Annotated in this window: 22 protein-coding genes; 10 read left to right on the forward strand and 12 right to left on the reverse strand. The window is 69.7% G+C overall.

Annotated features, from left to right (window positions below; translation table 11 throughout):
- The first annotated feature begins 175 nt into the window (after positions 1 to 175).
- The 7 genes from BM417_RS09935 (at position 176) to BM417_RS09960 (ending at position 11,399) form a co-directional block, all read left to right on the forward strand.
- Complete coding sequence (locus BM417_RS09935) at positions 176 to 2,860, forward strand: AfsR/SARP family transcriptional regulator (RefSeq protein ID WP_093590326.1); 2,685 nt, start codon at positions 176 to 178, stop codon at positions 2,858 to 2,860.
- Between the two features lie 110 nt (positions 2,861 to 2,970).
- A complete protein-coding gene (locus tag BM417_RS46535) occupies positions 2,971 to 3,144 on the forward strand; it encodes a thiazolylpeptide-type bacteriocin (RefSeq protein ID WP_094030699.1) in 174 nt (57 codons plus the stop codon).
- Entirely contained in the window at positions 3,141 to 5,558 is a 2,418-nt protein-coding gene (locus tag BM417_RS09940) for a lantibiotic dehydratase (RefSeq protein WP_093590329.1), read from the forward strand. The genes BM417_RS46535 and BM417_RS09940 overlap by 4 nt, the downstream gene beginning before the upstream one ends.
- The gene (locus BM417_RS09945; protein WP_093590332.1) at positions 5,555 to 6,634 is read left to right on the forward strand and encodes a hypothetical protein; all 1,080 of its coding nucleotides are present in this window, start codon (positions 5,555 to 5,557) and stop codon (positions 6,632 to 6,634) included. Before BM417_RS09940 ends, BM417_RS09945 begins: the two co-directional genes overlap by 4 nt.
- Entirely contained in the window at positions 6,631 to 8,358 is a 1,728-nt protein-coding gene (locus BM417_RS47665) for a hypothetical protein (RefSeq protein WP_177320355.1), read from the forward strand. The genes BM417_RS09945 and BM417_RS47665 overlap by 4 nt, the downstream gene beginning before the upstream one ends.
- Positions 8,355 to 9,881, forward strand: coding sequence for a YcaO-like family protein (locus BM417_RS09955; RefSeq protein ID WP_177320356.1), 1,527 nt, complete (start codon positions 8,355 to 8,357; stop codon positions 9,879 to 9,881). Before BM417_RS47665 ends, BM417_RS09955 begins: the two co-directional genes overlap by 4 nt.
- Positions 9,882 to 9,899: 18 nt before the next feature.
- Positions 9,900 to 11,399, forward strand: a complete 1,500-nt coding sequence (locus BM417_RS09960) for a thiopeptide-type bacteriocin biosynthesis protein (protein WP_093590341.1) — start codon at positions 9,900 to 9,902, stop codon at positions 11,397 to 11,399.
- Here BM417_RS09960 and BM417_RS09965 read toward each other — a convergent pair.
- The 6 genes from BM417_RS09965 to BM417_RS09990 all read right to left on the reverse strand — a co-directional run bounded on the left by BM417_RS09965 (position 11,385) and on the right by BM417_RS09990 (position 19,170).
- Positions 11,385 to 12,371 (reverse strand): acyl-CoA dehydrogenase family protein, encoded by a 987-nt coding sequence (locus tag BM417_RS09965; RefSeq protein WP_093590344.1) that lies wholly within the window; start codon positions 12,369 to 12,371, stop codon positions 11,385 to 11,387. The genes BM417_RS09960 and BM417_RS09965 overlap by 15 nt on opposite strands.
- The gene (locus tag BM417_RS09970; RefSeq protein ID WP_093590347.1) at positions 12,368 to 13,909 is read right to left on the reverse strand and encodes an aldehyde dehydrogenase family protein; all 1,542 of its coding nucleotides are present in this window, start codon (positions 13,907 to 13,909) and stop codon (positions 12,368 to 12,370) included. Before BM417_RS09970 ends, BM417_RS09965 begins: the two co-directional genes overlap by 4 nt.
- 35 nt (positions 13,910 to 13,944) lie before the next feature.
- A complete protein-coding gene (locus BM417_RS09975) occupies positions 13,945 to 14,802 on the reverse strand; it encodes a 2Fe-2S iron-sulfur cluster-binding protein (protein WP_093590350.1) in 858 nt (285 codons plus the stop codon).
- Positions 14,799 to 16,568, reverse strand: coding sequence for an NAD(P)H-dependent oxidoreductase subunit E (locus BM417_RS09980; protein ID WP_093590353.1), 1,770 nt, complete (start codon positions 16,566 to 16,568; stop codon positions 14,799 to 14,801). Before BM417_RS09980 ends, BM417_RS09975 begins: the two co-directional genes overlap by 4 nt.
- A complete protein-coding gene (locus tag BM417_RS09985) occupies positions 16,569 to 18,494 on the reverse strand; it encodes a molybdopterin oxidoreductase family protein (RefSeq protein WP_093591089.1) in 1,926 nt (641 codons plus the stop codon). It lies immediately after the preceding gene.
- A 97-nt stretch (positions 18,495 to 18,591) separates the two neighbouring features.
- The gene (locus tag BM417_RS09990) at positions 18,592 to 19,170 is read right to left on the reverse strand and encodes a TetR/AcrR family transcriptional regulator (RefSeq protein ID WP_093590357.1); all 579 of its coding nucleotides are present in this window, start codon (positions 19,168 to 19,170) and stop codon (positions 18,592 to 18,594) included.
- A 92-nt stretch (positions 19,171 to 19,262) separates the two neighbouring features.
- Between BM417_RS09990 and BM417_RS09995 the strand changes: the two genes are divergently transcribed.
- Positions 19,263 to 20,093, forward strand: coding sequence for an alpha/beta fold hydrolase (locus BM417_RS09995; RefSeq protein WP_093590360.1), 831 nt, complete (start codon positions 19,263 to 19,265; stop codon positions 20,091 to 20,093).
- On the opposite strand, the gene BM417_RS10000 is transcribed toward BM417_RS09995, so the two are convergent.
- Positions 20,083 to 21,120 (reverse strand): aldo/keto reductase, encoded by a 1,038-nt coding sequence (locus tag BM417_RS10000; protein ID WP_093590363.1) that lies wholly within the window; start codon positions 21,118 to 21,120, stop codon positions 20,083 to 20,085. The genes BM417_RS09995 and BM417_RS10000 overlap by 11 nt on opposite strands.
- A 112-nt stretch (positions 21,121 to 21,232) precedes the next feature.
- Here BM417_RS10000 and BM417_RS10005 point away from each other — a divergent pair, with 112 nt between their 5' ends.
- Positions 21,233 to 22,111, forward strand: a complete 879-nt coding sequence (locus BM417_RS10005; protein WP_177320357.1) for an AraC family transcriptional regulator — start codon at positions 21,233 to 21,235, stop codon at positions 22,109 to 22,111.
- Here BM417_RS10005 and BM417_RS10010 read toward each other — a convergent pair.
- The 3 genes from BM417_RS10010 to BM417_RS10020 are packed head-to-tail and all read right to left on the reverse strand — an operon-like array spanning position 22,076 to position 24,004.
- Positions 22,076 to 23,119, reverse strand: a complete 1,044-nt coding sequence (locus tag BM417_RS10010; RefSeq protein WP_093590366.1) for an MAB_1171c family putative transporter — start codon at positions 23,117 to 23,119, stop codon at positions 22,076 to 22,078. The two genes, BM417_RS10005 and BM417_RS10010, sit on opposite strands and share 36 nt — an antisense overlap.
- Positions 23,112 to 23,582 carry a hypothetical protein gene (locus tag BM417_RS10015; protein WP_093590369.1) on the reverse strand — a complete coding sequence of 157 codons (471 nt, stop codon included), beginning with the start codon at positions 23,580 to 23,582 and terminating at the stop codon, positions 23,112 to 23,114. The genes BM417_RS10010 and BM417_RS10015 overlap by 8 nt, the downstream gene beginning before the upstream one ends.
- On the reverse strand, positions 23,579 to 24,004 hold the full coding sequence (locus tag BM417_RS10020; RefSeq protein WP_093590372.1) for a helix-turn-helix domain-containing protein: 426 nt from the start codon (positions 24,002 to 24,004) through the stop codon (positions 23,579 to 23,581). Before BM417_RS10020 ends, BM417_RS10015 begins: the two co-directional genes overlap by 4 nt.
- 139 nt (positions 24,005 to 24,143) lie before the next feature.
- Here BM417_RS10020 and BM417_RS10025 point away from each other — a divergent pair, with 139 nt between their 5' ends.
- Positions 24,144 to 24,647 (forward strand): hypothetical protein, encoded by a 504-nt coding sequence (locus tag BM417_RS10025; protein ID WP_143138581.1) that lies wholly within the window; start codon positions 24,144 to 24,146, stop codon positions 24,645 to 24,647.
- Between the two features lie 66 nt (positions 24,648 to 24,713).
- Here the strand turns inward: BM417_RS10025 and BM417_RS10030 are convergent, their stop codons facing one another.
- Positions 24,714 to 25,631: a LysR family transcriptional regulator gene (locus BM417_RS10030; protein ID WP_093590378.1), complete on the reverse strand. Its 918-nt coding sequence runs from the start codon at positions 25,629 to 25,631 to the stop codon at positions 24,714 to 24,716.
- Positions 25,632 to 26,609 carry a 2-dehydropantoate 2-reductase gene (locus BM417_RS10035; protein WP_093590381.1) on the reverse strand — a complete coding sequence of 326 codons (978 nt, stop codon included), beginning with the start codon at positions 26,607 to 26,609 and terminating at the stop codon, positions 25,632 to 25,634.
- Between the last annotated feature and the right edge of the window lie 70 nt (positions 26,610 to 26,679).

A 26,679-nucleotide genomic window follows, 5' to 3' on the forward strand; every position in this document is an offset into this window, starting at 1 on the left:
GCGCCGACCCCCAATCCCGGGAGTTTCTCGGGCCCGGCGGCGCAGGTACCGGATCTGGACACAAAGATGACAGGCGGCGTGCACAGATTTCGCCCAGGCCGTGCACAGACGTTCAGGAAGTGCGCGAGGATGGCTGTGCACCCCAACGCCTGGATCATCGAGGAGCGATATACCCGTGGAGTTCCTGCTGCTCGGTTCGCTGGCGGTACGGCGGACGGGCACACTGCTGGAGCTGGGCGGACCCCGGCAGCGCGCGGTGCTCACCATGCTGTTGCTGCACGCGAACGAGGCGGTCAGCGTCGCACAGCTGACAGACGCCGTCTGGGATTCGCCGCCGGTGTCACCCGAGTCGAACCTGCGCACGTACGTCGCCGGGTTGCGCAAGGTCCTCGGTGAACGACTGATAACGCATCCGGGCCACGGCTACCAGCTCGTGGTCGAACCCGGCGAGCTGGACCTCGACGCGTTCGACCAGCTCGTGCGCGACGGCGAGAACGCCCTGGCGGACACCGACACGGAAGCGGCGGCGGACCTCTTCGGCCAGGCGCTGGGCCGGTGGCACGGCATCCCGACCGCCGAGCTCAACGCGGGACCGTTGCTGCGCGCCGAGTTCACCCGGATCCAGGAACGCCGCCTCACCGCCGTCGAGCGGTTCGCGAAGACCTCGCTGGAGCTCGGCCGGATCGACGACGTGATCGACCGGCTGCGGCGGGAGACCGCGCTGCACCCGTTGCGCGAGGAGCTCTGGGTCCAGCTGATGCTGGCGCTGGACCGCTCGGGCCGTCGCAGCGAGGCGCTCGAAGCCTTTGCGACGGCCCGCAAGCACATGGTCGAGCAGGTCGGCGTCGAGCCGGGCGCGCGATTGCGCCAGTTGCAGCAGGTGATCCTCGAAAGCCGGGTGCCCTCGCCCGCGGCTTTGAACGCGCATCGCCAGCTGCCGATGGACATCGCCGAGTTCACCGGCCGGGAGTCCGAGCTGCGGCGGCTGTGCGAACCGGGGCCGCAGACCACCGTCGTGATCTCCGCGATCGAGGGCATGGCCGGGGTCGGCAAGACGAAGCTGGCCGTCCGTGCGGCGCACCAGCTCGTTCAGCGTTATCCGGATGTGCAACTGTGGGCCGACTTGCACGGCTTCGACGCCGACGAGCTGCCCGCGGACCCGTCCGCCGTGCTGGAGAGCTTCCTGCGGCTGCTCGGCGTACCCGGCGGGCAGATCCCGGCGTCGCTGGAGGAACGGGCCGCGCTCTACCGCGACCGGCTGACGGGCAAGCGCGCGTTGGTGCTGCTCGACAACGCCGCCGGCGAGGACCAGGTGCGGCCGTTGCTGCCGGGCAGCTCCACCTGCATGGTGCTGATCACCAGCCGCCGCACGCTCCTGCGGCTGGACGGCGTGAGGTCACTCTTCCTCGACGTCTTCACCTCCGGTGAGGCGCTCGCGCTGCTCTCCAGGATCGCCGGCGAGGACCGCGTGCAGGCCGATCTCGAGGCAGCGGAACAGATCGCGGAGCTGTGCGGGCACCTGCCGATCGCCGTCGCGCTGGCCGCCAAACGGCTCGCCCGTCGTCCACAGTGGACGATGCGCGACCTGGTGGACCGGCTCGAGCGGGGAGGGGGTCTCGGTGTCCGGGGCGTGTTCGACCTCTCGTACCAGGCGCTGCCGGACAACCAGAGGCGCCTGTTTCGACTCCTCGGACTCCATCCGGGGGAGGACTTCTCCGCCGACTCGGCCGCCGCACTCGCCGGGCTGACCCCGCACGAGGCGGGCGACCTGCTGGAGACGTTGCTCGACGAACACCTGTTGCAGCAACACACCCCCGGCCGCTACAGCCTGCACGACCTGCTGCGCACGTACGCCGTCGAGCAGGTCACCGCCGCCGAACCGCCGCCCGTTCGCACGTTGGCGCGGCGCCGCGTGCTCGACTGGTACGTGCACACGTCGTGGCAGAGCGCGCAGCAGCTCAACCCGCAGCGCAAGCTGGAGATCAGCCCCGCGGACCCGGTCGTGCACGCACGTTCGTTCGCCGACCGCGACGCCGCTCTGCTGTGGTGCGACACCGAACGCGCGAACCTCGTCGCGGCGGTGCGCGACGCCGCCGGGCACGAGCTGCCGGAGCACTCCTGGAGCCTCGCTCAATGCCTGTGGGACTTCTTCAACCTGCGCAAGCACTGGGCGGACTGGATCGACACGCACGGCGTCGCGCTGGCCGCCGCACGATCGGTCGGTGACCGCAGCGCCGAGGGCAGGATGCTGATCACGCTGGGCATCGCGCTGCGCGAGGTCCGGCGGCACGACGAGTCCATCGAGTGCAACCAGCAGGCGCTCGCGATCTTCCGCGCGACCGGCGACAGGTCCCGTCAGGAACCGACGCTCAACAACCTCGGCATCGTCTACATGGTGCTGGGCCGGGCCGAGGACGCGCTGGCGTGCTACGAGCAGTCCGCCGAGATCGCCCGCGAACTGGGCAACCGGCACTCGGAAGCCGTGACGCTGAACAACATCGCGCTGCTGCACGCCGACGCGGGCCGGTTCGACGTCGCGCTGGCGCGGTACCTGCGGGCGTTGGAGATCCGCCAGGACATCAAGGACCCGTACAGCGAGGCGATCCTGCTCAACAACATCGGCGAGGTGTACCGGGGCCTGCTCGACTTCCCCGAGGCCGTGTCGTACGTCGACCGGGCGCTGGAGACGTTCCGGGCGATCGGCGACCTCTACGGGCAGGCCGAGTCGCTGGACAACCTCGGGCTGGCGCTGGACGGGCTCGGCGACCGCCGGGGCGCGGAGAAGTGCTGGCTGGAGTCCGTGACGTTGTTCGAGGAACTGGGCGAACCCAAGGCCGACGAGGTGCGCGGCCGCCTGTAGGGCCGCCGTGCGATCAAGCAAAGCGCGATCCGTGCCGTATCGCGTTTCTTCAGCCTGACTGAACAGCCCCTGGGCGAGTTCAACAACAACTGAAGACGTGAGGACACGGCATGAAGGATCTCTCTTTCGACCCTGACGACCTGGAGCTCGGCGACCTCGCGGTCACCTCCCTGCGCGACTCGGTCGCGCTGCCGGAGTCCGGCGCTTCCGGAGGCGCCTCGTCGTGCTCGTGCGGCAGCTCGTCGTGCAGCAGCTGCACCCAGCCTCCCGTCCAGAACGCATGAGCGATCGCGTGCAGGGAGAAACAGCGCCATACGCACTCGTGCGCCTGGCGGCCCTGCCGCACCCGGACGGCGCTGCGACGGCAGCGCCGTTCCGGCGGGCGGTGGAGACGTTGGCGGCGCTCGAAGCCTCGCTGCTGTCACTGGCCGGCCCGGTGTCGGACCTGCTGCACGACAGCGCAGGCACGCACTCCGACACCTACCACCGCACGGTCGTGCTGCCGTTGCGCCGCGACGTCCACAACGGACGGTTGCCCCGGCCTTCCCTTCGCGCGGAGGTTGACGGGCTGGTGTCGCGGTTTCCGCAGCTCGGCGAATGGCTGTCGGCCATGGATCAACGCGCTGACGTGACCGCGGAGATCGAGCGACTTCTCCCGGACGCGCTCGCCGCCGAACGCGAGGTGCTCGCGTCGTTGTGCGGCAACGAGTCCGTGCGGAAGGCCGCCGTCTTCAGCGGCCGCGACCTCTGGCAGGGCCTCGCCCGCGCCGGCGCCGGCGACAAGCGTTCCCGCAAGGCGGAACCCACCGTGCTGCGCTACGCCCTGCGCGCGACGTCGAAGACCAGTCCCCTGTCCTGGTACGCGGCGGTCGGCTGGGCCACCTGGTCCCCCGACGCCCCCGCGCCGGACTTCGGCACACCGGTCGCCGTCACGCGGGTCAACCAGGTGCTGCTGACCCGGCTGATCACCGCTCTCCTCGCCGATCGCAGTCATCTCTTCGACCACCCCCACCGCCTCGCGCCCGACGTGCACGCCGACGGCGGCCAGGTGAAGTTCCGTCGTGACATTCCCGCCCGCGGACCGTTGCGCGCCAACGTCGGCATCGAGGAGGACGTCGAACTGGCGTCCAGCCCGCCGCTGCAGTTCCTGGTCGGCCTCACCGGCGCCAACCCCAAGGGCATCAGCCCCGCCGAGCTCGCCAGCGCCCTCGCGACCCGCCTGCCCGACGGCGAGTCCGGCCGGGCGCAGCACTACGTCGCGTTGCTGCTCGACATCAAGCTCCTCGTGCCGGTGCTGCCCGCCGACCCGCAGGACCCCGAGGCCTGTCCCGCGCTGGCCTCGTGGCTGCGCGACACCGGCAGGTCCGAGCTCGCCGACCGGGTGATCTCGATCTACCGGGACACCCTGGCGTTCGCCGAGATCGACGCAGCCGCAAGGCCCGCCGCGCTCGCCGCCCTGTTCACGTCGTGGGAGGAGCTGGGCTCGATCGTCGGCACGGAGCTCGGTGACGTGACGCCGTTGAGCGAGGACGTCGTGCTGCCGTTGCCCGTTCGGCTCGGCCGTGCGCACGGATACGACGGCGTGCGGTCGCTGGCCGGCCTGACTCCGTTGCTGATGCTGTTCGACCGGCACCTCGCGATCCGGCGGCACTCACGCGACCTGTTCGTCACGGAGTTCGGTCACGGCGGCTCCGCCCGCCTCGCCGCCTGCGCGCCGCTGATCCACGAGGCCATGTCCGGCGCGCCGACCGGCGGTCTCGGGGCGAGCCGGGCCCAGGTGGCCGATCTGGTGCGGGACGGCGTGATCACCGACGAGGTCGTCACGGCCGCCGCGGACCTGCTGCCCGCGTGGATGAAGACCAGGCCGACCTCGTACTCGTTCTTCGCCCAGCCGTCACCGGACGGCCTGGTGGTGAACCACATCTACGACGGCTTCGGCCGTTTCCCCGGCCGGTTCCTCGATCTGCTGCCACCCGAGGCGTACGCGACCGTCCGGGCCACTTTGGACGGTGTGTTCCCGCGCGGTTTCGTGGAGTACCGCCCGGTACAGGGCTTCAACCCGAACCTGCACCCTCTGCTCGGACGCGCGGAGATCGGCGAGGACCCGCGCTGGGCCGACTACACCCCGGACGCGCTGGAAGTCTTCCACGACCAGCAGAACGACGAACTGCGACTGCGCCGCCGCGACAACGGCGCGGTGCTGGACGTGCTCTACCTCGGCTACCTCATGCCGATCTCGCTACCCGACCGCGTCGCCGCCCTGTACTCCGACCTCACCTGCGGCGCGGCCGACCTCTCCCCGTTGCAGCCGGTCTCGGTGGCCGGTGATGTCCGCGTCGCCGATCGGCTGCGCTACCGCGACGTCGTGCTCGGCCGCCGCTACTGGGACTTCCCGGCTTCTTCCTTGACGGAGGCGTTCTCGTCGGTGGCCGGCGCGACGTCTCTGCGCGCCCGGTACGGCATGCCCGCGGAGCTGTTCGCGGGCATGGGTGGCGTCATCACGTCCCGCGAGGACTTCGAGGCCCGCGTGAACGGCCCGAAACCGCAGTACGCCGACCTCACCAACGCACTGCACCTGCGCTGCCTGCCGCGCCTGACGTCCCGCTACGGCGACCACGTCCGACTGACCGAGGCACTTCCCGTGCCCTCCGGCCAGGTGCTCGAAGTGGTGGCGGAGACCTACCGGAGGGCCGGATGACCGACGTCGTCTGCTACTACCACGACCCGATCAAGGCACCGCTGCTGCGCGACGGCGTCCTACCGGCCCTCGCCGCCGCCGAATCCACTTTCGCCGACGTCGTGGGCCACGTCGAACGCCACTGGCTGCACGGCCCGCACGTCCGCGTCGTGCTGACCGGCCCGTCCGCCCCGACCGCGGCGTTGCTGGTGGCGACCCTGCTCCGCTCCTACCTGGCTTCGAGCCCGTCCACAGTGGAGCTTTCGGAGTCCGAGCTGCTCGCGCACGCCGAGTCCGCGGCCGTGGCCGAGCTGCTCCTGCCGCCGTTCACTCCGTTCCACCCCAACAACTCCGTGCGCATCGAGCCGACCGACGACTCTCGCGCCCGCGACTTCCTCCCTCCAGCACACGTCGCTCTGCGCGCGGAAGGCCTCCGCCTGGGCCTGCCCGCCCTGCGCCACTCGCTGTCCGTGCCACGCCCGACACTCGCCCTGACCGCGATGGCCGTCCACGCCAGCCGCTACCCGGCCGGCCTGCAGTACGGCTACCACTCGTTCCTCTCGCACGTAGAGGACTTCCTGCTGGCCAGCGACCCCGACGGCGTCATCCGGTCCAAACTGGACTCGATCTGGACCGCAAACGCTTCCGCCGCCTGTGCCCTGGTCGAACAGGTAGCCCTGGGTCACCCCACCACACACCTGGAAGCAGCCTGGCAGACCTGGACCATCGCCCTGCGCCTGACCGCCCAGGAAAGCTACGACGCGGGGCAGCTCACCTCCGACCCCAACCCACGCCACGGCGAACGCGCCCACGAGGTAGGCGACCAGGACGCCATCCGCCGCTACAACTACGGCGAGCGCACCAAGTTCACCGACTACCACACCGCCATGTGGACCGTGGACCTCTCCGACCCGGCGATCGCACGCTCGATGACCGTCTACCGCCTGGGCACCAACGTCCTCTACCAACTGCTGGCGATCTGCGACGTCACCCCGATGGAGCGCTACGCCGCCGCCCACCTCCTGGCCAACGCCGCGCAGAAGGTCCTCGGCACCACCTGGGCCGAGCAGTTCGCCGCCCTCCCGAAGGTGGGGTGACGCGCGTGCTCGTACGGCTGCGCCCAGTCGTCACCGCCACCCAGACCGCCGACGGCCTGCACCTGCGCGGCTGGGCGTCCAGCTGCACCCTGTCCGGCGGAACCGGCCTGTGGAAGGTGTGGCAACGCCTGGCCCCACAGTTGGAAGCCGGGATCCCACGGTCCGCGCTGGAGGTGCCGTCCGATGCCGCTCCGGCCGTGCGGGCGGCGGTCTCGTTGATCCTGGAGCAGTTGTGGGAGCACGACATGCTGGTCGAGATGCCGGCGTGGGGAGCCGACGCGCCCGCGCCGAACGTGGCGGCCTGGCTGGAGTCCGCGGCCGCGGCACCGGTGGAGGCTTGGCAGCGGCTTCGCGCGGCCACGGTCGTCGTGTCGGGGCCTGGGCCGTTGGAGAGCGCGGCCGTTCGGGCGGCGGAGGCGGTGGGGCTGACGGTTCGGTGGTCAGGGACAGCCGCGCAGGCGGCGGAAGCCGGGCAAACGGCGGAAGCCGCGCAGACGACGGAAGCCGGGCACACGACCACGCTCGCGCCAATCACCCCGCACGCGAACAAAAGCGAGCCGGCCGCCGGACTCCTCCACGGAAGCGACGCGCCCATCCCACCCGCCGGCAGGGAACTCGTCGTCTCCGCGGGCACCCTCGCCGTCCTGGCGGGTTGCGGAACCGAAGTCGGCTACGTCCTCCCGCCCACCACTGGAAGCCTCTCTTCACTCAACACTGAAGTAACTATGCGCACCGCAGCAAGACTGGGCATCACCGGCGAACCATCCGAGATCCTGGCCACCCTCATCGGATCCGCCGCCATCCACCGCCTCGCCTGTGCCATCGCCGGCCTGCCCGACCCGGCCGCGGAACTCGCCACCACCGGCCCAGCCACCACGCCCGCGACCACCACCGGCCCGGCCACCACCGGCCCGGCCACCACGCCCGCGACCACCGAGCCCACACCCACCTATCCGATGGCCCTGGTCGCCCACGCGACCCCGCTCCGCGCCACCTACCACCCGCTCCTACAAGGCCCGCCGACAGCGGACCCGTGGCGAGCCCTCGAAGCCCTCACGGACAACGAACTCGGCCCGGTCGACACCCCGGCGTTCGGCCCCCTCGCCCAGGTCCCGGCCAACCTCGCCACCTCAGGCGACGCCCTCGGCATCGGCACCACAGCCGACGCCGCCCGCCTCAACGCGGCCCTCAACGCCCTCAAGACCGACGGCGTGATCGGCATCGACGAGACCCACGCCCGCGGCGCGGCACTGCGCCAGGCCGCGCGCCACCACCGCGGCGAGCCGGCTGACGCACACGAGTGGACCGGCGACCCGACCGCGCACCGGTGGTGGAAGGCGTTGACCGCGAGGTTCGGTGTCCCGGCGGTCGTCCGGGTCGAGCGGCTCGCATCTGGCGTGCACAAGGCGGAGATCAGCAACGGCAGGCAGATCCTCGCGTGGGCCGTTGAGGCAACGGCCGCGGACGCGGTGGCGTTCGCGGCCCTCGCCGCCACCGGCTACGCGCAGGCAGGTCGCACCGGCACCGCACACCTCAACGGCGCGACCCCGTGCAGGGCCACCGACAACCCCGACTGGGTCACCAGGCAATGGCATTGGCCCGCCGACGTGCGAGACCGCGAAGAACGGCTCCAGCAGGCGATCGCGAGGCTGCCGGGAGTCCGGGTCGTGCCGCTCCGGCTCGACCCGGAACTCCGCTCCGCCGGTCTGAAGGCGTACCGATGATCCGCGTGGACGGCGGCCTGACCCTCATCGGCCCGACCACGAACGTCTGCGTCGACTGCGCCGAGAACGCACGGCTGGCGACCGCCCGGGCTCCACGCCAGAACCTGCGTCTGAAAGGCCTGATCGCACCGGCGTTCCAGCCTCTGGTCGCAGCACTCCAGGGCCAGGAGCGCGACACCGTGATCGCGATCCGCACCGACCTCGGGCTGGTGTCCACCCACCGGATCACGCCCGGAAACTGCTGTTCCCCGGAACCCGTGTCCCACAAGGACACCTCGACCCCCGCCGGCGAGCTCCGCACCCCGAACGACAAGACCACAGTGGACGGACTGAAGGACGCGGTGGTCGACTTCCGGCACGGACCGGTCACCGCCCTGTTCCGCACCGGAAACCTGCCCCTCGCCACCGTCACCGCCGAACTCGACTCCCACACCGCCGGCTACGGCCGCACCACGTCGTTCGAGGAGGCGGAACGGGTAGCGATCTTCGAGGCGATCGAACGCCTCAACGGCATGCGCCCCCGCGTCCCGAGCACCCTCGAAGCCTCGTTCGCCGAGCTGGGACCGGACCAGGCGCTCGACCCGGAACGCCTGGGCCTCAACGACTTCGGCAACACCTACCACCCAGACCTCCGAATTCGCTGGACCCCAGGATGGTCGTACACCCGGCGCAAGCCGATCCAGGTGCCGGAGCAGGTCGCGTACTGGGGCGCGCACACACCGCCAGAGCAACGGTTCCTCCACGAGACGTCCAACGGCTGCGGGCTCGGCAACAGCCTGACCGAGGCAGTGCTGCACGGCCTGTTCGAGGTGGCCGAACGCGACGCGTTCCTGATGGCCTGGTACGCCCAAACTCCTCTGAGAAAGATCAAGCTCCCGAACGAACCGCTGCTGCACCACCTCACCGACCGGCTGGCGGAACTCGGCTACGAGCTCCTGTTCCTCGACGCCACCAACGACCTGGGCATCCCGGCCGTGCTGAGCCTGGCCAGAGCCAGAAGAAGCGACCTGCCCCAGGCGTTCTTCGCCGCCGGAGCCAGCCCGGACCCCACCAAAGCCATGCGGTCGGCGGCGGTAGAGGTGGCCGTGGACGTCGAGGCGTTCGCCGACCGCGCACGCGAGAACCCCGAGAACTACCAAAGAGAACGCCTGCTCAGCCTCCTCCACGACCCGACGCAGGTCAGAAGCATGGACGACCACGTCGCGGTCAACACGCTGCCAGAGGCCAAAACCCGATACGCGTCCCTCGTAAGCGACGAACCCCCGCAAGCCCTGAACAACCAGCCACGCCACACAGATCTCAAAGAACTGCTCGACCACTACACGGAAGACCTGAAGGCCAAAGGCCTGGAGCTGATCGCGGTCGACCAGTCCGACCCGCACACCGCGAACACCCTCGGGCTGCACTCCGCCAAGGTCATCGTGCCGGGAACGCTGCCCATGACGTTCGGCCACCTGCACCGCCGGACACGTGGTCTTCCCCGGCTGGACCTCCAGGCCGGACATCCCCACCCGTTCCCCTGAACCACCGTTGGAGCAGCTGTGACCTGGACCGGCCTGCACTGCAGGGTCAACTGGAACCGAGCGGACCTCGACACGTTCGTCGCCGAGACGCTGGCCCCCGCGATGGCCGGCCAGGAGTGGTACTTCCTGCGCTACTGGGAGACCGGGCCGCATCTCCGCGTCAGGATCAAGAACGCGCAGAACGTCGACAAACTCCAGCGGCAACTGGAGGAACTCATCGCGGCCCAGGACTTCCAGCAAGAACAAGGCGAACCGGACTGGCTCCCTCACGGCGACGTCCGCGAGGTCGAGTACGTCCCGGAGACCGAACGGTACGGCGGCCCGGACGCGCTGCCGATCGCCGAGGAAGTGTTCTGCCACAGCACCGAGGTCGCCGTCGCGGTGCTCAAGGCGACCCACACCGACAGCGCTCGTCTCACCGCCGCCATCGACCTGACGATCGCGACGGCGAAGGCGCTCGACCTGAACCTGCCGCAGGCCGCGAGCTGGCTGCGCAGCCTGGGCTCCGGCTGGCGCAACGTCCAGGAGCGGGCCCCCGCACCCACCATCGGATCCCAGCACGCCGCCAACCAGTTGCTCGCCAAACGCGGCCGCGACCTCGCCGCTCGGTGGCACCGCGAACCACGAGGTGCCATCGCGCATTGGCGCACCACGATCAACGAAGCCAAGCAGCGCCTCGACGTCTGGCTGCCGTACGTCTGGGCCTCGCAGCTGCACATGCTGCTCAACCGCATGGGCATCACACCCAACGAAGAGCGCATGATCTGCTGGACGACCGCGGCCGCCGCCATGTCCCCCAACGGTTTGACGGACTTCCACGACGACGGCGAGACCGCGCCGGACCGCCGTTACCTGGAGGCGAGCAAGTTCCTGCCGGGCTTCAACGACCAACTGCCCCGCAAGTCGGCGGCACCAAGGCAGTCCTGGCCCGCCACCACCTCATTGCCATCCACAGTGGACACCGACACGCTCAGAGCCCGCAGGACGAGCCGCGACCTCACCGGCGAGCTCGACGCCGGGCAGCTCGGCACCCTGCTGTGGAACGCGATGTCCCCGAAGGACGGCAGGTGGCCGTACCCGAGCGCGGGCGCCCAGTACTGCGCCCGGATCAGGCTCATCGCCCTGAACGTCGACGGCCTGGCCCGCGGACGGTATGAGGTCAACGAGGTCGAGCGAGCTCTCACCTGGTTCGGCGAGGCGCCGTCGATCGAGGACCTGGAAGCGACCTCGATGTGGTTCGGCCAGGGCACCACCGAACTCGGCGGAACCCCGGCCGTCCTGGCTCTTTACATCAGGCTGGGCGCACTGCGGCAGACGTACGGGTTGAGGGCGCTGCGGTTCGCGTTCACCGAAGCCGGTCACCTGGCCCAGAACCTGACGGTGACGGCCGCGAACCACGGCATCAAGACAGGACTCGTGGGCGGGTTCTACGACGACATCGCCCACGACGTCATCGGGCTCGACGGCGTGAACGACGCACTCGTCTACTTCCTGCCGCTGGCCTCAGAGCTCGACTGAGTCCAGCATGACGTCGACCGTCGGCTCGATCGCGGCCGCCGCCCGCGCGTCCCGGAACCGGCGCTCGATGCCCAGGTCCCGGCGGAAGGCCGCGTCCCCGCACACCTTCATCGCCAGGTCCGTCACCGCGACGGCGGCCTCGGTCGCGGTGACCGCCAGCAGCCGGACGCGGTCGGCCGATCGTTCCGGATGCCACGTCACGGCGGACAGCGTGTCGTTGTACAGCACCCTGAGCGCGTCGGTCCGCAACCGCATCCGGGCCAGATCGGACCGTGTGCGCGGATCGCCGCCGCCCAGATGCCCGATCGCCGCCGCCAGCGCGCCCTCCATCAGCCCCAGCGACACCGCGGCCCCGAGCACCATGAACCACGGGAACGCGAGTTCCTCCGACCACAGCAGATTGGAAGCGGGTACCCGTACGGGATCCGCCTCCACGCAGGTGGCGACGGTGCCCCGCAGGCCCATCCCGGCATGATCGGCCGGGACCAGCAGGCCCGGTGCCTCGGCGGGAACGAGCACCAACTCCGAGCCGCACGACCAGACGTAGCTGTCCGCCTCGCCGGCCGCGATCACCCAGGTCTTGCGCGCCCGCACCTGAACCACGTCACCGTGCGTCGACATCTCGCCCGGCGGACCGAAAGCCGCCAGCGTCGACAGGTGCCGGCCCGCCGCGATCTCGGCACGCAACCAGTGCGGGCCGGAGCGGTCCAGCACGGCGGCGGCGGAGTAGTGCGAGCGCAGCACGGAAGCCGTTGCGCCGCAAACCTTCGCGACCTCTTCGACCACGCGTCCTGCCGATCGGACGTCCTGGCCTCCTCCGCCGACCGTGCGGGAGATCGTCATTCCCAGCAGGCCGCGCGCGCCCAGGGCGTTCAGGGCTGCGCGCGGGAATCTGGAGTGCTGGTCGATGTCGGCGGCGTTCGGCGCCACCACGGTCTGCACGATGCGGAGCAGGTCCGCCCGGTACGTCACGTGGGTGGGTAGAGCGAGTAGGAGGGGAAGTTGCCGTACGGGCGTTCGTCGGGCGGCCCCTCCGTCACGGCGTGCACGAGTAACGAGCCACCGACGAACGCGCCGCGCCACGAAGCGCCTCGGCCGCCGAACACCTCGTCCCGGTCACCCCGCGACCGCGGCTTGTTGATGCCGACCTTGAACGCCTGGACGTCCTCGCTCAGCCGACGAGCCGTGGCCTCGTCGTCGCAGGCCAGAGAGGCGACCAGGGCGCCGTTCGAGGCGTTCATCGCGGCCAGCAGCTCGGCCTCGGTGTCCACCAGGACGATCGTGTCGACCGGCCCGAACGGCTCCGCGTGGTGCAGCACCGACGAGCGCGGCGGGTCGAGGATCGCGACCGGTGCCAGGTAGGCGGCGGTCTGCTGGCCCGGCAGGAACCGGCCGGAGTCCGGCGATCCCCGGTACAGCGGCACGCCACCGGCCCGGACCGCCTCGTCCACGACGTCGCCGAGCTCCTTGGCCTTCGCGTCGTTGATCAACGGACCGAAGTCCAGTTCAGGCAGCTCGTCGCCGGGCGAGGCGACGGCGAGCGGGTGGCCGAACTTCACGTCCCGCACCGCGGGCAGGTAGACGCTCAGGAACTTGTCGAACAGCGACCGCTGCACGACGTAGCGCGGGTAGGCGGTGCAGCGCTGCTTGCCGTAGTCGAAGGCCTTGCGGATCTGCGCGCCGAGCATGTCCCAGGAGTCGGTCTCCCAGACGCCCCAGCAGTTCAGGCCCTCCTGCTCCAGGACGTGCCGCCGGTTCGAGTCGACCAGGCGCGTCGCAATGGCACCACCGACGTCGCGACCGCCCACAAAGGACACACAGCCCAGGAACGACGACCCGACCAGCACCGGTGCGAGTTCCGCTCCGCTTCCCGACACCAGCGTCAACGGCAGCCCCGACCGCACGGCCAGCGCGGTCGCGAGCGTCAGGCAGCTCACGCCGCCGTCCGTCGGCGCCTTGGCGATGACGGCGTTTCCCGCCAGCGCCTGCACCAGCATCGCGTGCATCAGCACGCTCATCGGGTAGTTCCAGGAGGCGATGTTGCTGACCGGGCCGTTGAGCGGCGCCCGGCCGGCCAGCATCGAGTCGATCTCCTCGACGTACCAGCGCACGCCCTCGATGCAGCGGTCGACGTCGGCCGTCGCGAGCCGCCACGGCTTGCCGATCTCCCACACCAGCAGCAACGACAACAGATCGCGGTGCTCGGTGAGCGCGTCCAAGGCCTCTGACACACGCGCCTTGCGTTCCGCCAGTGGCACGTTGCGCCACTCGATGTGCTGGTCGACGGCCGCGACCACGGCTCGTCCCGCGACGTCGAAGTCGAGGAACGGCGGGCCCGCGATGGTGGAGCCGTCGACCGGCGTGGTGGCGGGCATCGGTTCGCCGGAACGGCTCCACTCGCCGCCGAAGTGGTTGAGCAGCCGATCGTCGTGGAACGCTTCGGGTGCGGCCTTCACACACTGCGAGTAGACGTCGTTCCACGACGTGCCGGGCTTGAGGATCAACGGCATTGGGCGGCCCTCCACTCCGGAAGAGATGTCACTGCTCAGCGATTTTGCACGTGCTGCCAGCCGAAGCGGCCCTTGATGCACAGGTTTCCGTGCGTGACCGTGCTTTCGTGCGGCGACGTGACCTTCACGATCTCGTTGTCCTGCACGTGCAGGGTGAGGTTGCACCCGACACCGCAGAACGTGCAGATGGTCGTGGTCTGGGTCTGGGCCTCTTCGTCCCAGGTGCCGTCTTCGCGCTTGTCGTGCTCGCGCTTGAAGCTCAACGCACCGGTCGGGCAGACCTCGATGCAGTTTCCGCAGTAGACGCATGCGCTTTCGGGCAGTGGCACGGAGAACTCCGTGGAGATCCGCGAGTCGAAGCCGCGGCCGGCCACCGAGATCGCGAAGGTGTTCTGCCACTGATCACCGCATGCGTCCACGCACTTGTAACACATGATGCACTTGCCCAGGTCGCGGACGTACAGCGGATTGTCCACTTTGATCGGTTGTGCCACGGTGGCGGCGTCCGGACCGAAGCGAGCGGGGTCGGCGCCGCACGCGGACATCCACTCGTCCACGTGCGGCGTGGTGGAGAGGTCCGTGGCGGACCCGAGAAGTTCCAGCACCAGCTTGCGGCTGTGTCGCGTGCGTTCGGAGTCCGTGCGCACGACCATGCCCGGCTCGACCTTGCGCGAGCACGACGGCACGAGCGTGCGAGCACCCTCGACCTCGACCATGCAGACGCGGCAAGCGTTTGCGGGCTTCAGGGTGTCGCCGTAGCAGAGCGTCGGGATCGATTTCCCTTGCGCTGTACAGGCATCCAGGATCGTCGCGCCCTCCGGCACCCGCACGGACTCGCCGTCCAAAGTCAGCTCGACCAGTCGCTTCGGAAGGCCGATCTCCACGATGGTCATGACGCCGCCTCCTCCGCGTAACCGAGCCGGTCAAGTGCTGATTCGATGGCGTTCCAGGCGGTCTGGCCCAGTCCGCAGATGGACGAGTCGCGCATGACCTGTCCGACTTCCCGCAGCAGTTGGAGATCCTCGGCCGACGTGCTCAGCGGACGCTTGCCCACCAGCCGGTGCATCGCTTCCTCCTGGCGCACGGTGCCGATCCGGCACGGCACGCACTGCCCGCACGACTCGTCGCGGAAGAACGCGGCGATGCGCAACAGGAAGCTGCCCAGGTCGGCCGTGTCGTCCAGCACCAGCACGACACCGGAGCCGAGCGTGGTCCCGGCGGCGCGCGCGTCCTCCATGGTGAGCGGCAGGTCGAGCTCGTCCGGGCGGACGAACCCGCCTGCCGCCCCGCCGAGCAGTACCGCTCGCAGCTCCCGGCCTGGCGGCACGCCACCCGCCAGATCGAGGAGTTCTCCGAGCGTGGTGCCGAACGGCACCTCGTACACGCCCGGACGACTCACGTTGCCCGACAGGCAGAAGAGCTTCGGGCCCGTCGAGGCCTCGGTGCCGATGCGGGTGTAGGCCTCGCATCCCTCCGTGAGGATCACCGGCACGTTGACCAGCGTCTCCACGTTGTTGACCACCGTCGGTTTGCCGAAGAGCCCCGACTCCACCGGGAACGGCGGCTTCGAGCGCGGCTCACCGCGGAAGCCCTCGATGGAGTTGAAGATCGCCGTTTCCTCGCCGCAGATGTACGCGCCCGCGCCGCGGCGGATCTCGATGTCGAACGAGAAACCCTCGTGGCCCATGATGTTCTCGCCGAGGAAGTTGCGCTCACGAGCCCGTGCGATGGCGTTGCGCAGCAGGTGCAGCGCCCTCGGGTACTCGCCGCGCAGGTAGAGGTAACCGCGCGAGCAGCCGGCCGCGAACCCGGCGATCGTCATCGACTCGATCACCGCGAACGGGTCGCCCTCCATCAGCAACCGGTCCTTGAACGTGCCGGGCTCGCTCTCGTCCGCGTTGCAGACCAGGTAGTGCGGCCGGACGGGTCGGCGGGCGGTCGCGTCCCACTTGCGTCCCGTCGGGAACGCCGCGCCGCCGCGGCCCATCAGCTTGGCGTCGGTGACCTCGCGGATCACCCCGGACGGGCCCAGGAGGAGGGCAGTCCGCAACGCCGCGTAGCCGCCCGTCGCCCGGTAGTCGTCGAGCGACTCCGGATCGACGACACCCACCCGTTTGAGCAGCCGCAGGCCGGCCGCACCGGCCTGCGGCACCTCCGCGCGCTCACCGTCCACAGGAGAGGGACCGCCGGCCGCCACCGCGATCACCTCGCCGGCGTGGGTGGGCGCCAGGAGCTGCTCCTTCGCCACCTCCCCCGCCTCGAACGCGAGCGCGGCCGGAGCCTTCTCGCACACCCCGAGACACGGGCTGCGCAACCAGCCGCTGCGCGCCCCGGCCGGGCCGAGCTCGTCGGTCAGCCTGTCGCACAACGCCTTCGCGCCGTTGACCTGGCAGGCCAGGTCGACGCAGACGTGCACGATCTTCGCAGGCCGTTCGGTCAGCGAGAACAGCGAGTAGAAGCTCGCCACCCCGTACGCCTCGGCCGGTGGGACGTGCAGGACGCGGCAGATGTGGTTCAGCGCGCCCTGGCTGATCCAGCCGACCCGGTCGTTGACCGCGTGCAGGGCGGGCAGCAACTGGTCCCGGCCCGTGCCGGTGAACAGGTCCACGACGACGCGTTCGGCCTCGGACGGCTCGACGTCGAGCAGTTTGAGATCCACTCAGCCCACCTTCACCGGAAGCTTGTCGATGCGAATGGCCGCGGCCTTGTACTCGGCCGTTCCCGCGATCGGGCAGGTCGCCTCGATCGTGATGATGTTGACGTCGATCTCGTCCGGGAAGTGGAACGTCATGAACACCAGACCCGGCGTCAGTCCGTCGTCGATCCGCACCGGCGCCTGGATCTGCCCGCGCCTGCTGGTGATCGCCACCTCCTCGCCGGCTTCCACTCCGAGCATCAGAGCGTCCTGCGGGCACAGGTCGAGCGTCTCGCCCATGCGCAGCGGCGACTCGAAGCCGCTCGACTGCACCCCGGTGTTGTAGGAGTCGAGCCGGCGCCCGGTGGTGAGCCGGAACGGGAACTCGTTGGTCAGCTCGTCTACGGGCGGGCTGTGCGGCACCGGCGAGAACGTCGCGGGCATGCCGCGCTTGACGGGGTCCTCCTCCCAGAGCCTGCCGTGCAGGAAGCTGGGTTCGAGGGAGTCCTCGCTCGGACACGGCCACTGGATGCCGCCGAGCGCCTCCAGCCGGTCGTAGGTCATGCCGGTGTGGATGGGCGACAGGCTGCGCAGCTCGTCCCACACGTCCTGGCCGGTCTTGTGCTGCCAGTCCGCGCCGAGCCGTGTCGCGATCTCACCCATGATCTCGATGTCGTCGCGCGCGCCCTCGGGCGGTGTGAGTGCTTTCCTGACCCGCTGGACCCTGCGCTCGCTGTTCGTGAACGTGCCGTCGGTCTCGCACCACGCCGCCGCGGCGGGAAGCACGACGTGCGCGAGCTGCGCGGTCTTGGTGAGGAAGATGTCCTGCACCACGACGTGGTCCAAGTTGGACAGTCGTTTGATCGTGTGCTCGCAGTCGGCCTCGGACTGCACCGGGTTCTCGCCGATGATGTACACGGTGGTCATGTCACCGCGTTCCATCGCCTCCAGCATCTGGGTGAGGTTCCAGCCCTTGGCTGCCTTGAAGTTCGAACCCCACGCGTCGTTGAACTTCTTGGCAACGCTCGGGTCCGTGATGTCCTGGAAGCCGGGCAACCGGTCGGGGATGGCGCCCATGTCGCCGCCACCCTGCACGTTGTTCTGCCCGCGCAACGGGTTCAGCCCCGCGCCGTAACGTCCGACCTGGCCGGTCAGCAGCGACAGGTTGATGAGGCTCAGCACGTTGTTGGTGCCGTTGTGGTGCTCGGTGATGCCGAGCGTCCAGCTCAGCTGACCGCGATCCGCCTTGGCGTAGGCATGTGCGAGCTCGCGAATGAGCGCGGCCGGCACCCCGGTCTCCAGTTCGGCGACCGGCAACGTCCACGGCTCGACGGCCTTCACGAACTCCTGGAAGCCCTCGGTCGCGCGCTCGACGAACGACATGTTGGTGAGGTTCGAAGCGATGATCTCCCGCGCGATGGCGTGCGCCAGCGGGATGTCCGTACCGACCTTGAGCCGCAACCACCCGTGCGCCCACTTGCCGGTGCTGGTCAGCCGCGGGTCGACCACGTAGAGCTTCGCGCCCTTGTTGACCGCCCTCAGCACGTGCTGGAAGAAGATCGGGTGCGCCTCCCGCGCGTTCGAGCCCCACAGCACGATCAGGTCGGCGTCCTCGATCTCCTGGTAGGAGGAGGTACCGCCACCACTGCCGAACACCTTGGCCAGTCCGGCCACGCTGGGCGCGTGACAGGTGCGGTTGCACGAGTCGACGTTGTTCGTGCCGATCACCGCACGCGTGAACTTCTGGGCCATGTAGTTCATCTCGTTGGTGGCCCGCGCACAGGAGAACATGCCGAACGCGTCCGGACCACCGTTGGCCACGTTCCTGCGGAAGCCCTCTGCTGCCTTGTCCAGCGCCTCGTCCCAGGTGGCCGGCCGCAGGACTCCCGCGTCGCGCACCAGTGGCTGGGTCAGCCGCACGTAGGGCTCGGTCTTCTTCCGCCTGCTCATCGTCTGCACCTCCTCCGCCCATACTGTATGCAATCTTCGGTATGCGCTAGCCCCAGATGCGGTTCTGTTGCCCAGCGGCCCGAAGACGGACGGCGGGTCAGGAGCGCGCGATCGACTCCTCGATCGACCGCAGCGTGGACTGGAGAACGGCGTCGCGGTGCGCTCCGGCGGGCAGTGCGCGCGCGACCGACACCGCGCCGACGATGGCGGCGACGAGCGCCCAGGCACGCCGCCGCTGCTCCTCGAAGTCACCGGGCATGGCGGGCAGAACGAGTGCGACCATGCGGGAGATCTGCAGCTGGTAGACCTCGCGCACCGAGTCGCCCGCTCTGGCCACGTCCGCCGTGAGCGCCGTCAGCACGCAGCCGTCGGCGACGCCCTCGCAGTGCTCCTCACTCAGGTAGCTGTAGACGAGCGCGACGAGCCTGCGTCGTCGTTCGTCGGTGTCGGCGACTTCGAGCGCGTCGAACTCCGGGCTGACGTTCGCGCGGATCACCTGCTCCAGGAACCCTTCCTTGCTCCCGAAGTGGGAGTAGATCGCACCCGAGGTGACCTCGGCGGCCGAGGCGAGACCGTCCACGCCCACGCCGTGGAAGCCCTTCTCCTTCAGCCGGCGTCCGGCCGCGGCCAGAATCGCGGCCCTGGCCTGCTCCTTGTGGTCCTTCGCGTACCGCACGCCGAACTCCCCACTTGACTTCCACCGGGGTCATGATCATACGATAACGCTCGTTACATAGCGATCGTTATTCTATGAATTCGCGAGGGGCCATGTCTGCAAACTCCGCTGTCACGCGCACTGTCGACGTCGACGGCACCCCGTTCGCCTACCGCGAGATCGGCCTCACCGAGGGCGTTCCGCTGGTGTTCCTGCACCACTTCACCGCGGTGCTCGACGACTGGGACCCCGCGGTCGTGGACGGTCTGGCCGAGCGGCACCGGGTGGTCCTGGTCGACCTGCGCGGGGTGGGCAGCTCGGGCGGTACCACGCCGGACAGCGTGGAGGCCATGGCGACCGACCTCGCCGGATTCCTGCGCGCGCTGGGGTTCGGCGAGGTCGACCTGCTCGGCGTGTCGATGGGCGGCATGATCGCCCAGGTGCTGGCCCAGCAGGAACCCGGCCTGGTGCGCCGGATGATCCTCGCCGGCACCTCACCGGCCGGGGACGCGGGTCCCGCCAACGCACTCGCGTTGCTGCAGAACGCCCTTCAGCAAGCGGCCGCCGAAGGCAAGCACCCCAAGCACGTGCTGTTCTTCTCCCCCACCGCGCGGAGCCAGGAGGCCGCGGACGCGTTCCTCGCGCGGTTGAACGAGCGGACGGAGGACCGCGACGCCGAGGTGACGAACGAGACCATCGGCGCGCAGGCGACCGCGTTGGCCAAGTGGGAGCAGAGCTCGCCGGAGGGTCTCACGACGGTCCGCCAGCCCGTGCTCGTCGTCAACGGGGACAACGACGTCATGACCCCGACGATCAGCTCGTTCAACCTCGCGAAGTACCTGCCCAACGCGCAGCTGAGCATCTACCCCGACGCCGGGCACGGCGCCCTGTTCCAGCACCACGCGCTGTTCGTCGAGCAGGCGCTGGAGTTCCTCAGCGCGTGAGCAGCGACGGGAACACCGCGGACGGTCGTCCGTCCACAGTGGCCCCCGCGAACTGGAGCATCGGCGCGAGCTGACGGTTGTTGTCGGCCGGGAAGTTCAGCTTCGGCGCGGACACCTCGTCGAGCGCGGCGCACTGGGCGTCGGACAGGGTCACGTCCAGCGCGCCCAGGTTCGTCTCGAACTGGTCCACGCGGCGGGCGCCGATCACCACCGAACTGACGCCCGGCCGTCCGCGCAGCCACGCCAGGGCGACCTGGGCGGCGGGGACGCCGATCTCGTCGGCCACGGCGGTGACGGCGTCGATCACGGCCTGCTCGGCGGCGTTCGGCGCCTGGCCGCGGTCGCCGGAGTGCTTGCCGGACAACAGACCGCCCGCCAGCGGCGACCACGGCAGCACGCCCATGCCCATGGCCTGCGCCATCGGGATCAGCTCACCTTCGGAGGTGCGCTCCAGCAGCGAGTAGCAGAGCTGCAACGCGATGATCGGCGACCAGCCGTACCACCGGGCGAGCGTCGCGGCCTCGGCCGTCGCCCACGCCGGGATGTCCGAGAAGCCGACGTAGCGGATCTTGCCGGCGCGCACCTGGTCGTCGAGCGCGCGCAGGGTCTCCTCGACGGGAGTGGCCGGGTCGAAGTTGTGCAGCCAGTAGATGTCCACGTAGTCGGTCCGCAACCGGCGAAGGGAGTCCTCCAGCTGGTGCACGATCGCCTTGCGGCCGGGCCCGCCGCCGTTCGGGTCGCCGACGTGCAGGTTGCAGAAGAACTTCGTACCGATCACCACCCGGTCGCGCAACGACGGGCGGTCCGCGAAGAAGTCACCGATGATCTTCTCCGAGTGCCCGGCGGTGTACATGTTGGCGGTGTCGATGGAATTACCACCGTGCTCCACGTAGGACGCGAGGATCTTGGCGGACTCCTCCGGGCTGCTGCCCCAGCCCCAGTCCTCGCCGAAGGTCATCGTGCCGAGGGTGAACGGGCTGACGCGCAGGCCGGAGCGGCCGAGAGTGATGTAGGAATCAAGCGACATACCCAGATTCAAGGCCCCGGCGGCGTGATCACCTAGACCGATGGGCTCGGTCCGTTGCACGATCCGCTCAGCCTCGCGGCGATCAGGTCACTGCGGTGCGAGACTGGGAACCATGACGCACCTGGACGAGATCCGCCGCGGGATCCTCCGGCACGCCGGTGCCCCCGGCCGTCCACTGTGGATCGGCGGCGTGCTGGTGTTCGCCGGAGATCGGGTGACCGAGCCCATGTGCACGGTCACCGAACCGGTGCTCACGCTCGTCGCCCAGGGCACGAAACGCACGGTCCTCGGTGCTCACACCTTCGACCACGGACCGGGCCAGATCGCGGTCGTGACCGTCGACCTCCCGCTGACCGGCCACATCACCAGCGCCCCGTTCCTCGCGCTGGGCCTGAAACTGGAGCCGAAGACCATCGCGCAACTGCTCGTGGACGGCGGCCCGGCGAAGATCCGCCCGCACGACGGCCCCGGCATCTCGATCAGCGACGCCGAAGATCGCGTGCTCGATCCGCTCGCGAGACTGCTGCGCCTGCTGGACGAGCCACGCGACCTGCGGGTGCTCGGCGCGTCCGTGCGGCGCGAGATCCACTGGCGGCTGCTCAACGGCCCGCAGGCGGCGCTGATGCGCCAGGCGGGCACGGCCGACAGCCGCCTGGCCCTCGTGGCGAGCGCCATCGCGTGGATCAAGGCCCGCTACGACCGGGTGATCCGCATCGACGACCTGGCCGCCGACGTCGGCACCAGCGTCCCGACGCTCAACCGGCACTTCCGGGCCGTCACCGCGTTGAGCCCGTTGCAGTATCAGAAGCAGATCCGGTTGCAACGGGCTCGTGCCGCGCTCATCACCGCACCGCACGACGTGGCGGCGATCGGTTATTCGGTCGGCTACGACAACCCGTCGCAGTTCAGCCGCGAGTACCGGCGGATGTTCGGTGCGCCGCCCGGACAGGACGCGCTACGCCTGCAGCACGCGTCGATCGTCCAGGAGTGAGAACGCGTCCGCCACGTCGCACAGGAACGCCGTGTCGCCGTCCAGGTCCGGTTCCCCCGCACCAGGTTCCACCTTCTCCGGTGCCAAGCCCCGCGCCCTGATGGCGGCGGCGACCACCGCGGCCTCGACCTCGGCCGGGCTCGCCGCCGCGGCCCGTGCGGCGGCGGCGACGCCGGCGTCCCGGCACGGCTGGAGGTCCAGCAGGCCGTCCCGGATCTCGATCACCCGCCGGTACAGGCGCATCCGCATGTTCCACCAGCCGACGCGCGGGTTGAGCGCGATCCGCGGATCCGCGTCGGCCAGCGCCCGCCAGAGAGGTTCGAGCCGGGTGTACTGGCGGTACCGGCGCCGCCAGGCCGCCACGGCCGGCACGGCGGCACCGGCCAGCACCACGACGTGGGCGGCGTTGGGCAGCACCGCGCTCATCCAGAAGCTCCACCCCAGCGGGTAGTCGAACCCGAAGCGGCTGGACCCGACGCGCACGACCCTGTTCACGAGGTACACCAACGCCATCACCGCACCGGCCACGACGAGGTGCAGCCCGAACCGCAGCGCGCGGTCGGACGTGGTGCGGGCGTATCGCTGGCCGAGCCGGACCACGTTGCCGAACGCGGGTGTCAGCGTGAGCAGGTACGCCGCCCAGTACTCGAGAACCCACCGCGCCTGGGGAAGCAGACTCGGCTCCAGCGCGAAGCACAGGCACATCACCCCGAACATGCCCGCCGTCCACCACGTGCTCCACCGGCTGCGCCGCAAGCCGTTGAGGTGCGCGAGAAGATCGTGCGCGGACCACGCCACGAGCACCATGCCCGCGTGCCCGAGCAACCGCGCCAGGGTGCTCACCCCGGTCAGGTGTCCCAGCGCGAGTTGCCCCGCCGGCGTGAGCACGGTCAGCGACACGGCGAGTCCGAGGAACAGCCGGCGAATCGCGTCCTGGCCGTCGCGCCAGCTGAACACCATCAGCCACGCGGCGGCGGGCGGCACGTACCGCAGCAGGAACTCACCCATGGAAACCGTCGAACGCGGCGCGGAGCCGGTCGGCCAGCGTGGTGCCGGTGTGCACGCGCTGGCGGATCAAGGTCGCGAGCAGTTCCGCCTCCCGTTCCTCCTCGGTGGAGTACCCGGTGCGGCCGAGCACGCGCCGGACCAGAGCCGGATCGAGACCGGGCAGCAGGAGCTCCGCCAGCTCGGTGAGGCTCGCCGACCCCGGGTAGTGGTCGCACAGCACGTGGCTCAGCTCGTGCAGCACGATGTGTTCCTGGTGGAACGGCGCGGTGTCCTCCTCGAAGAAGATGATGTCCGCGGCATCGGTGGCGATCCAGAGGCCGCACACACCGGCGAGCCCGGCGACGGGCTTCAGGTGGATCGGCCTGCCTCGGCGCGCGGCGATGCGGCCCGCGAACGACGTCACGTCGAACGGGACCGGGATGTCCAGGCCGCGCAGGAGCTTTCGCAGCCTCCGGGCGCTCACTTCGAGCCGTCCTCCCGGGGCAGTCCTTCGAGTTCGCGCACCCGCTCGACCATGTCGGCGATGGTGGCGAGGCTCTTGTCCGACAGTCCCCTGGCGCGCAGGGCGAGCTGACGCACGGGCGCGTCGCGCAACGCGTTGAGCAGCGTCAGTTCGGCGTCGATGCGGGCGGTCTCGGCGGCGTCGAAGAAGTACGCGGGCGGCACGCCGAAGAAGCTCGCCAGCGCCTCGACGTGACGCTTGGTCGGGTTGTCCCGCACGCCCTTGCGCAGCTGCCACAGGTAGGTGGCGGAGATCGTGGGGCCTCCCTTGGCCCTGATCGCCTCGGCGACCTCCTCGAAGGTGTATTCGCCGCCGTCGTCCGCCCGCACCGTGCGGAACAGGTGGTCGACCCGCGCCGCGAGCACCCCTTCATCCTCTGACATGGCGACATCCTACCGATCAGCCCATGAACTCCTGTGGCACGGAGTGGAGCTTTCGTCCACACGCCAGTTGACAGCGTCTGGACATCTCAGTTTACTTCTCACGACGCCTCATGAACTGGGGCGAATGGAGGGGGAATCCATGCTGACCAGAACGCTTGCTGCCGTGGGTACGGCGACACTGCTCATGTCCACACTCTTCGCCGGGTCCGCGATAGCGGCCGACACGCCGGAGGAGGTGGTCGAAGCCCAGCCGATCACGGGGCCGTACGTGCCGGGACCCGTCGGCGAGACGTCCAGCCAGGCCATCTCAGTCCTGCCGTTCGACTTCGAGTTCCAGATGTGCTGCTCGCTGGACTCACGCCAGTTCCAGCCGCCCGGCCGGGGGAACGCCGGGAAGGCCTGCGTGGAGCTGTGGGGCACCAAGAGCGACGATCCGTCCTGGAGGAGCCAGAAGGTCAAGGTCATCATGTGGGACGAGGACGGCATCGACGGCAAGAAGGGCCCCACCGTCGACTTCAAGCTCGACCAGCCCCGCAAGTACTGCTGGACCAGCCTCACCGTCGCCCACCCGCACCACTTCGAGATCCAGAAGCCCTGGGGACCGGCCCAGCTGTGGGGCAAGGGAAAGGCCACCGGCAGCTGAGCTGGGGGGCCGGGGGGGGAACGGGGGCCGGTGAGGTGACGCACCGGCCCCCGGTTCGTCGTTCCGTCACAGATCCCGGCGGTCGAGGTGCTTGTGCAGCAACCGATCCAGCTCCCCGCGCACGTCCAGCCCCCGCGTGAGCCCCAGCATCGCTCGCGCCAGCATGGACGCCTGCTCCCCCACCACGAGCCCGATCTGCGGCACCCGCTGCGGATCCTCGATGCGCACCACCCGCATCCCTTCCGGCGTACCGAACATCTGCAACCAGGCGTGGGCGATCACGCTCGACCACTTCCGGGTCGCCACGTGCGCCCACAACGTCGCCACGGTGTCGGCCTCGATCACCGGCACCGGCTGCACCCCGGCGTCGGCGAAGACCGAGTCGAGGATCCGCCGGTTGCGCATCTTGGTGGTCAGCAGGCACAACGGCAGCGCGGCCACGTCCGCCCACCGCGCCACCAGGCGGGAGGCGATCTCCTCGTCGGCGGGCGTCAGCAGGACGTACCGCTCCTCGTATAACGGCATGGCGCACACCGAACTGTCCACATAGGTCATCGCGATGTCGAGCTCGAACTCCTCCAGCCCGTGCGTGATCTCCACCGACGACAACGACTCCAGCGTCACGCGCACGTGCGGGTAGCGCTCGCAGAACGGCGCCGTGAGCAGGGGCGCGACCGGGAGCGCCGTCGGAATGGCTCCGATCCGGAGCACCCCCGACAGCGACTCCCTCATGCGGGACAGGTCCTGCCGCAACGCGTCGCGATCCGCGAGCATGCGGTGCGCCCACAACAGGACCCGTTCCCCTTCCGGCGTCAGCGACTCGAACCGGCGGCCGCGGGACACGATCGGCACCCCGAGCTCGCGTTCGAGCTTGCTGATCGCCGCCGACAACGACGGCTGGGACACGTGGCACGCCTCGGCCGCACGCGCGAAGTGGCGTTCGCGCGCCAAGGCGACCAGGTACTCCAGCTGACGCAGCAACAACTACGACACCAGCGACGTGCGCGACAGGAGGTCGATCGCCGCGTAGACGTGCCGCAGCGTCGGTGCCGGCACGCGGGCGAGCTCGGCGATCTCCACCACCGCGGCGATGATCGCGTCGGTCTCCAGCCGTTTGCCCGCCTCCAGGTCCTGCAGCATCGACGTCTTGTGGTGCCCGACGCGGCGGGCGCCGTCGATGCGCTTGTCGATGGAGATCTGCGGATCGCAGCCCGCCGCCCGCGCGACGGCCAGGGTCTCCGCCATCATCTGGGCCACCAGGTCGCGGCTGTCCGAGTGGTCGCAGATCTCCACCATCGTCGCGCGGGTCAGCGCACTGAGCGGGTTGAACGCCACGTTGCCCATGAGCTTGATCCAGATGTCCTCGCGGACGTCCTTCTCCACCGGGCACTTCAGCCCGCCCGCGATCATCGCCTCGCTCAGCGCGACACACCGGGGAGAGATGCTGCGGTCCGGCTCGCCGATCGAGAACCGGGTGCCTTCCAGGTGCCGGATCACACCTGGTTCCTCGATCTCGGTCGAGCAGTAGACGACGCAGCCGATCGCCCGTTCCATGGGCAGCACGGCGGTGACGGACCCGCCAGGGTCCACGGCCTCGATCCGTTGTCCCTCAAGGGGATGCCCGGTCATGCCGTGGAAGTACCACCACGGGATCCCGTTCTGCGCCGCGATCACGGCGGTGTCCGGTCCCATCAGCGGTGCCAGCAGATCGCCTGACGACGCGTACGAGTACGCCTTCAGACCGAGGAAAACGTAGTCGACCTCGCCCACCTCGGCGGGGTCGGCGGTCGCATGTGGACGCGCGGTGAAATCACCACGCGGGCTCAGCACCCGCACGCCGTGCTCACGCATTGCGGCGAGATGGGCTCCACGCGCGATCAGATGGACTTCCACGCCCGCACGATGCAAAGCCGCACCGACGTAGGCACCGATCGCTCCGGCTCCGAGAACAGCGATCCTCATAGCACGCCCCGCTCGTCAAGGATTGCATACAGTATACGGACAACGCAGGTATTTCTCCAGAAGTGCTTTT

Source organism: Lentzea waywayandensis (assembly GCF_900115955.1).
GTDB lineage: Bacteria > Actinomycetota > Actinomycetes > Mycobacteriales > Pseudonocardiaceae > Lentzea > Lentzea waywayandensis.

What these genes read in the sequence shown, in the direction of transcription:
- BM417_RS09945 (WP_093590332.1), top strand. Translation starts at nt 5,555, where the DNA reads ATGACCGACGTCGTCTGCTACTACCACGACCCGATCAAGGCACCGCTG.
- BM417_RS10020 (WP_093590372.1), bottom strand. Translation starts at nt 24,004, where the DNA reads ATGTCAGAGGATGAAGGGGTGCTCGCGGCGCGGGTCGACCACCTGTTC.
- BM417_RS09995 (WP_093590360.1), top strand. Translation starts at nt 19,263, where the DNA reads ATGTCTGCAAACTCCGCTGTCACGCGCACTGTCGACGTCGACGGCACC.
- BM417_RS46535 (WP_094030699.1), top strand. Translation starts at nt 2,971, where the DNA reads ATGAAGGATCTCTCTTTCGACCCTGACGACCTGGAGCTCGGCGACCTC.
- BM417_RS10010 (WP_093590366.1), bottom strand. Translation starts at nt 23,119, where the DNA reads ATGGGTGAGTTCCTGCTGCGGTACGTGCCGCCCGCCGCCGCGTGGCTG.
- BM417_RS10035 (WP_093590381.1), bottom strand. Translation starts at nt 26,609, where the DNA reads ATGAGGATCGCTGTTCTCGGAGCCGGAGCGATCGGTGCCTACGTCGGT.
- BM417_RS10005 (WP_177320357.1), top strand. Translation starts at nt 21,233, where the DNA reads ATGACGCACCTGGACGAGATCCGCCGCGGGATCCTCCGGCACGCCGGT.
- BM417_RS09975 (WP_093590350.1), bottom strand. Translation starts at nt 14,802, where the DNA reads ATGACCATCGTGGAGATCGGCCTTCCGAAGCGACTGGTCGAGCTGACT.
- BM417_RS09955 (WP_177320356.1), top strand. Translation starts at nt 8,355, where the DNA reads ATGATCCGCGTGGACGGCGGCCTGACCCTCATCGGCCCGACCACGAAC.
- BM417_RS10000 (WP_093590363.1), bottom strand. Translation starts at nt 21,120, where the DNA reads ATGTCGCTTGATTCCTACATCACTCTCGGCCGCTCCGGCCTGCGCGTC.
- BM417_RS09940 (WP_093590329.1), top strand. Translation starts at nt 3,141, where the DNA reads ATGAGCGATCGCGTGCAGGGAGAAACAGCGCCATACGCACTCGTGCGC.
- BM417_RS09970 (WP_093590347.1), bottom strand. Translation starts at nt 13,909, where the DNA reads ATGCCGTTGATCCTCAAGCCCGGCACGTCGTGGAACGACGTCTACTCG.
- BM417_RS09985 (WP_093591089.1), bottom strand. Translation starts at nt 18,494, where the DNA reads ATGAGCAGGCGGAAGAAGACCGAGCCCTACGTGCGGCTGACCCAGCCA.
- BM417_RS10025 (WP_143138581.1), top strand. Translation starts at nt 24,144, where the DNA reads ATGCTGACCAGAACGCTTGCTGCCGTGGGTACGGCGACACTGCTCATG.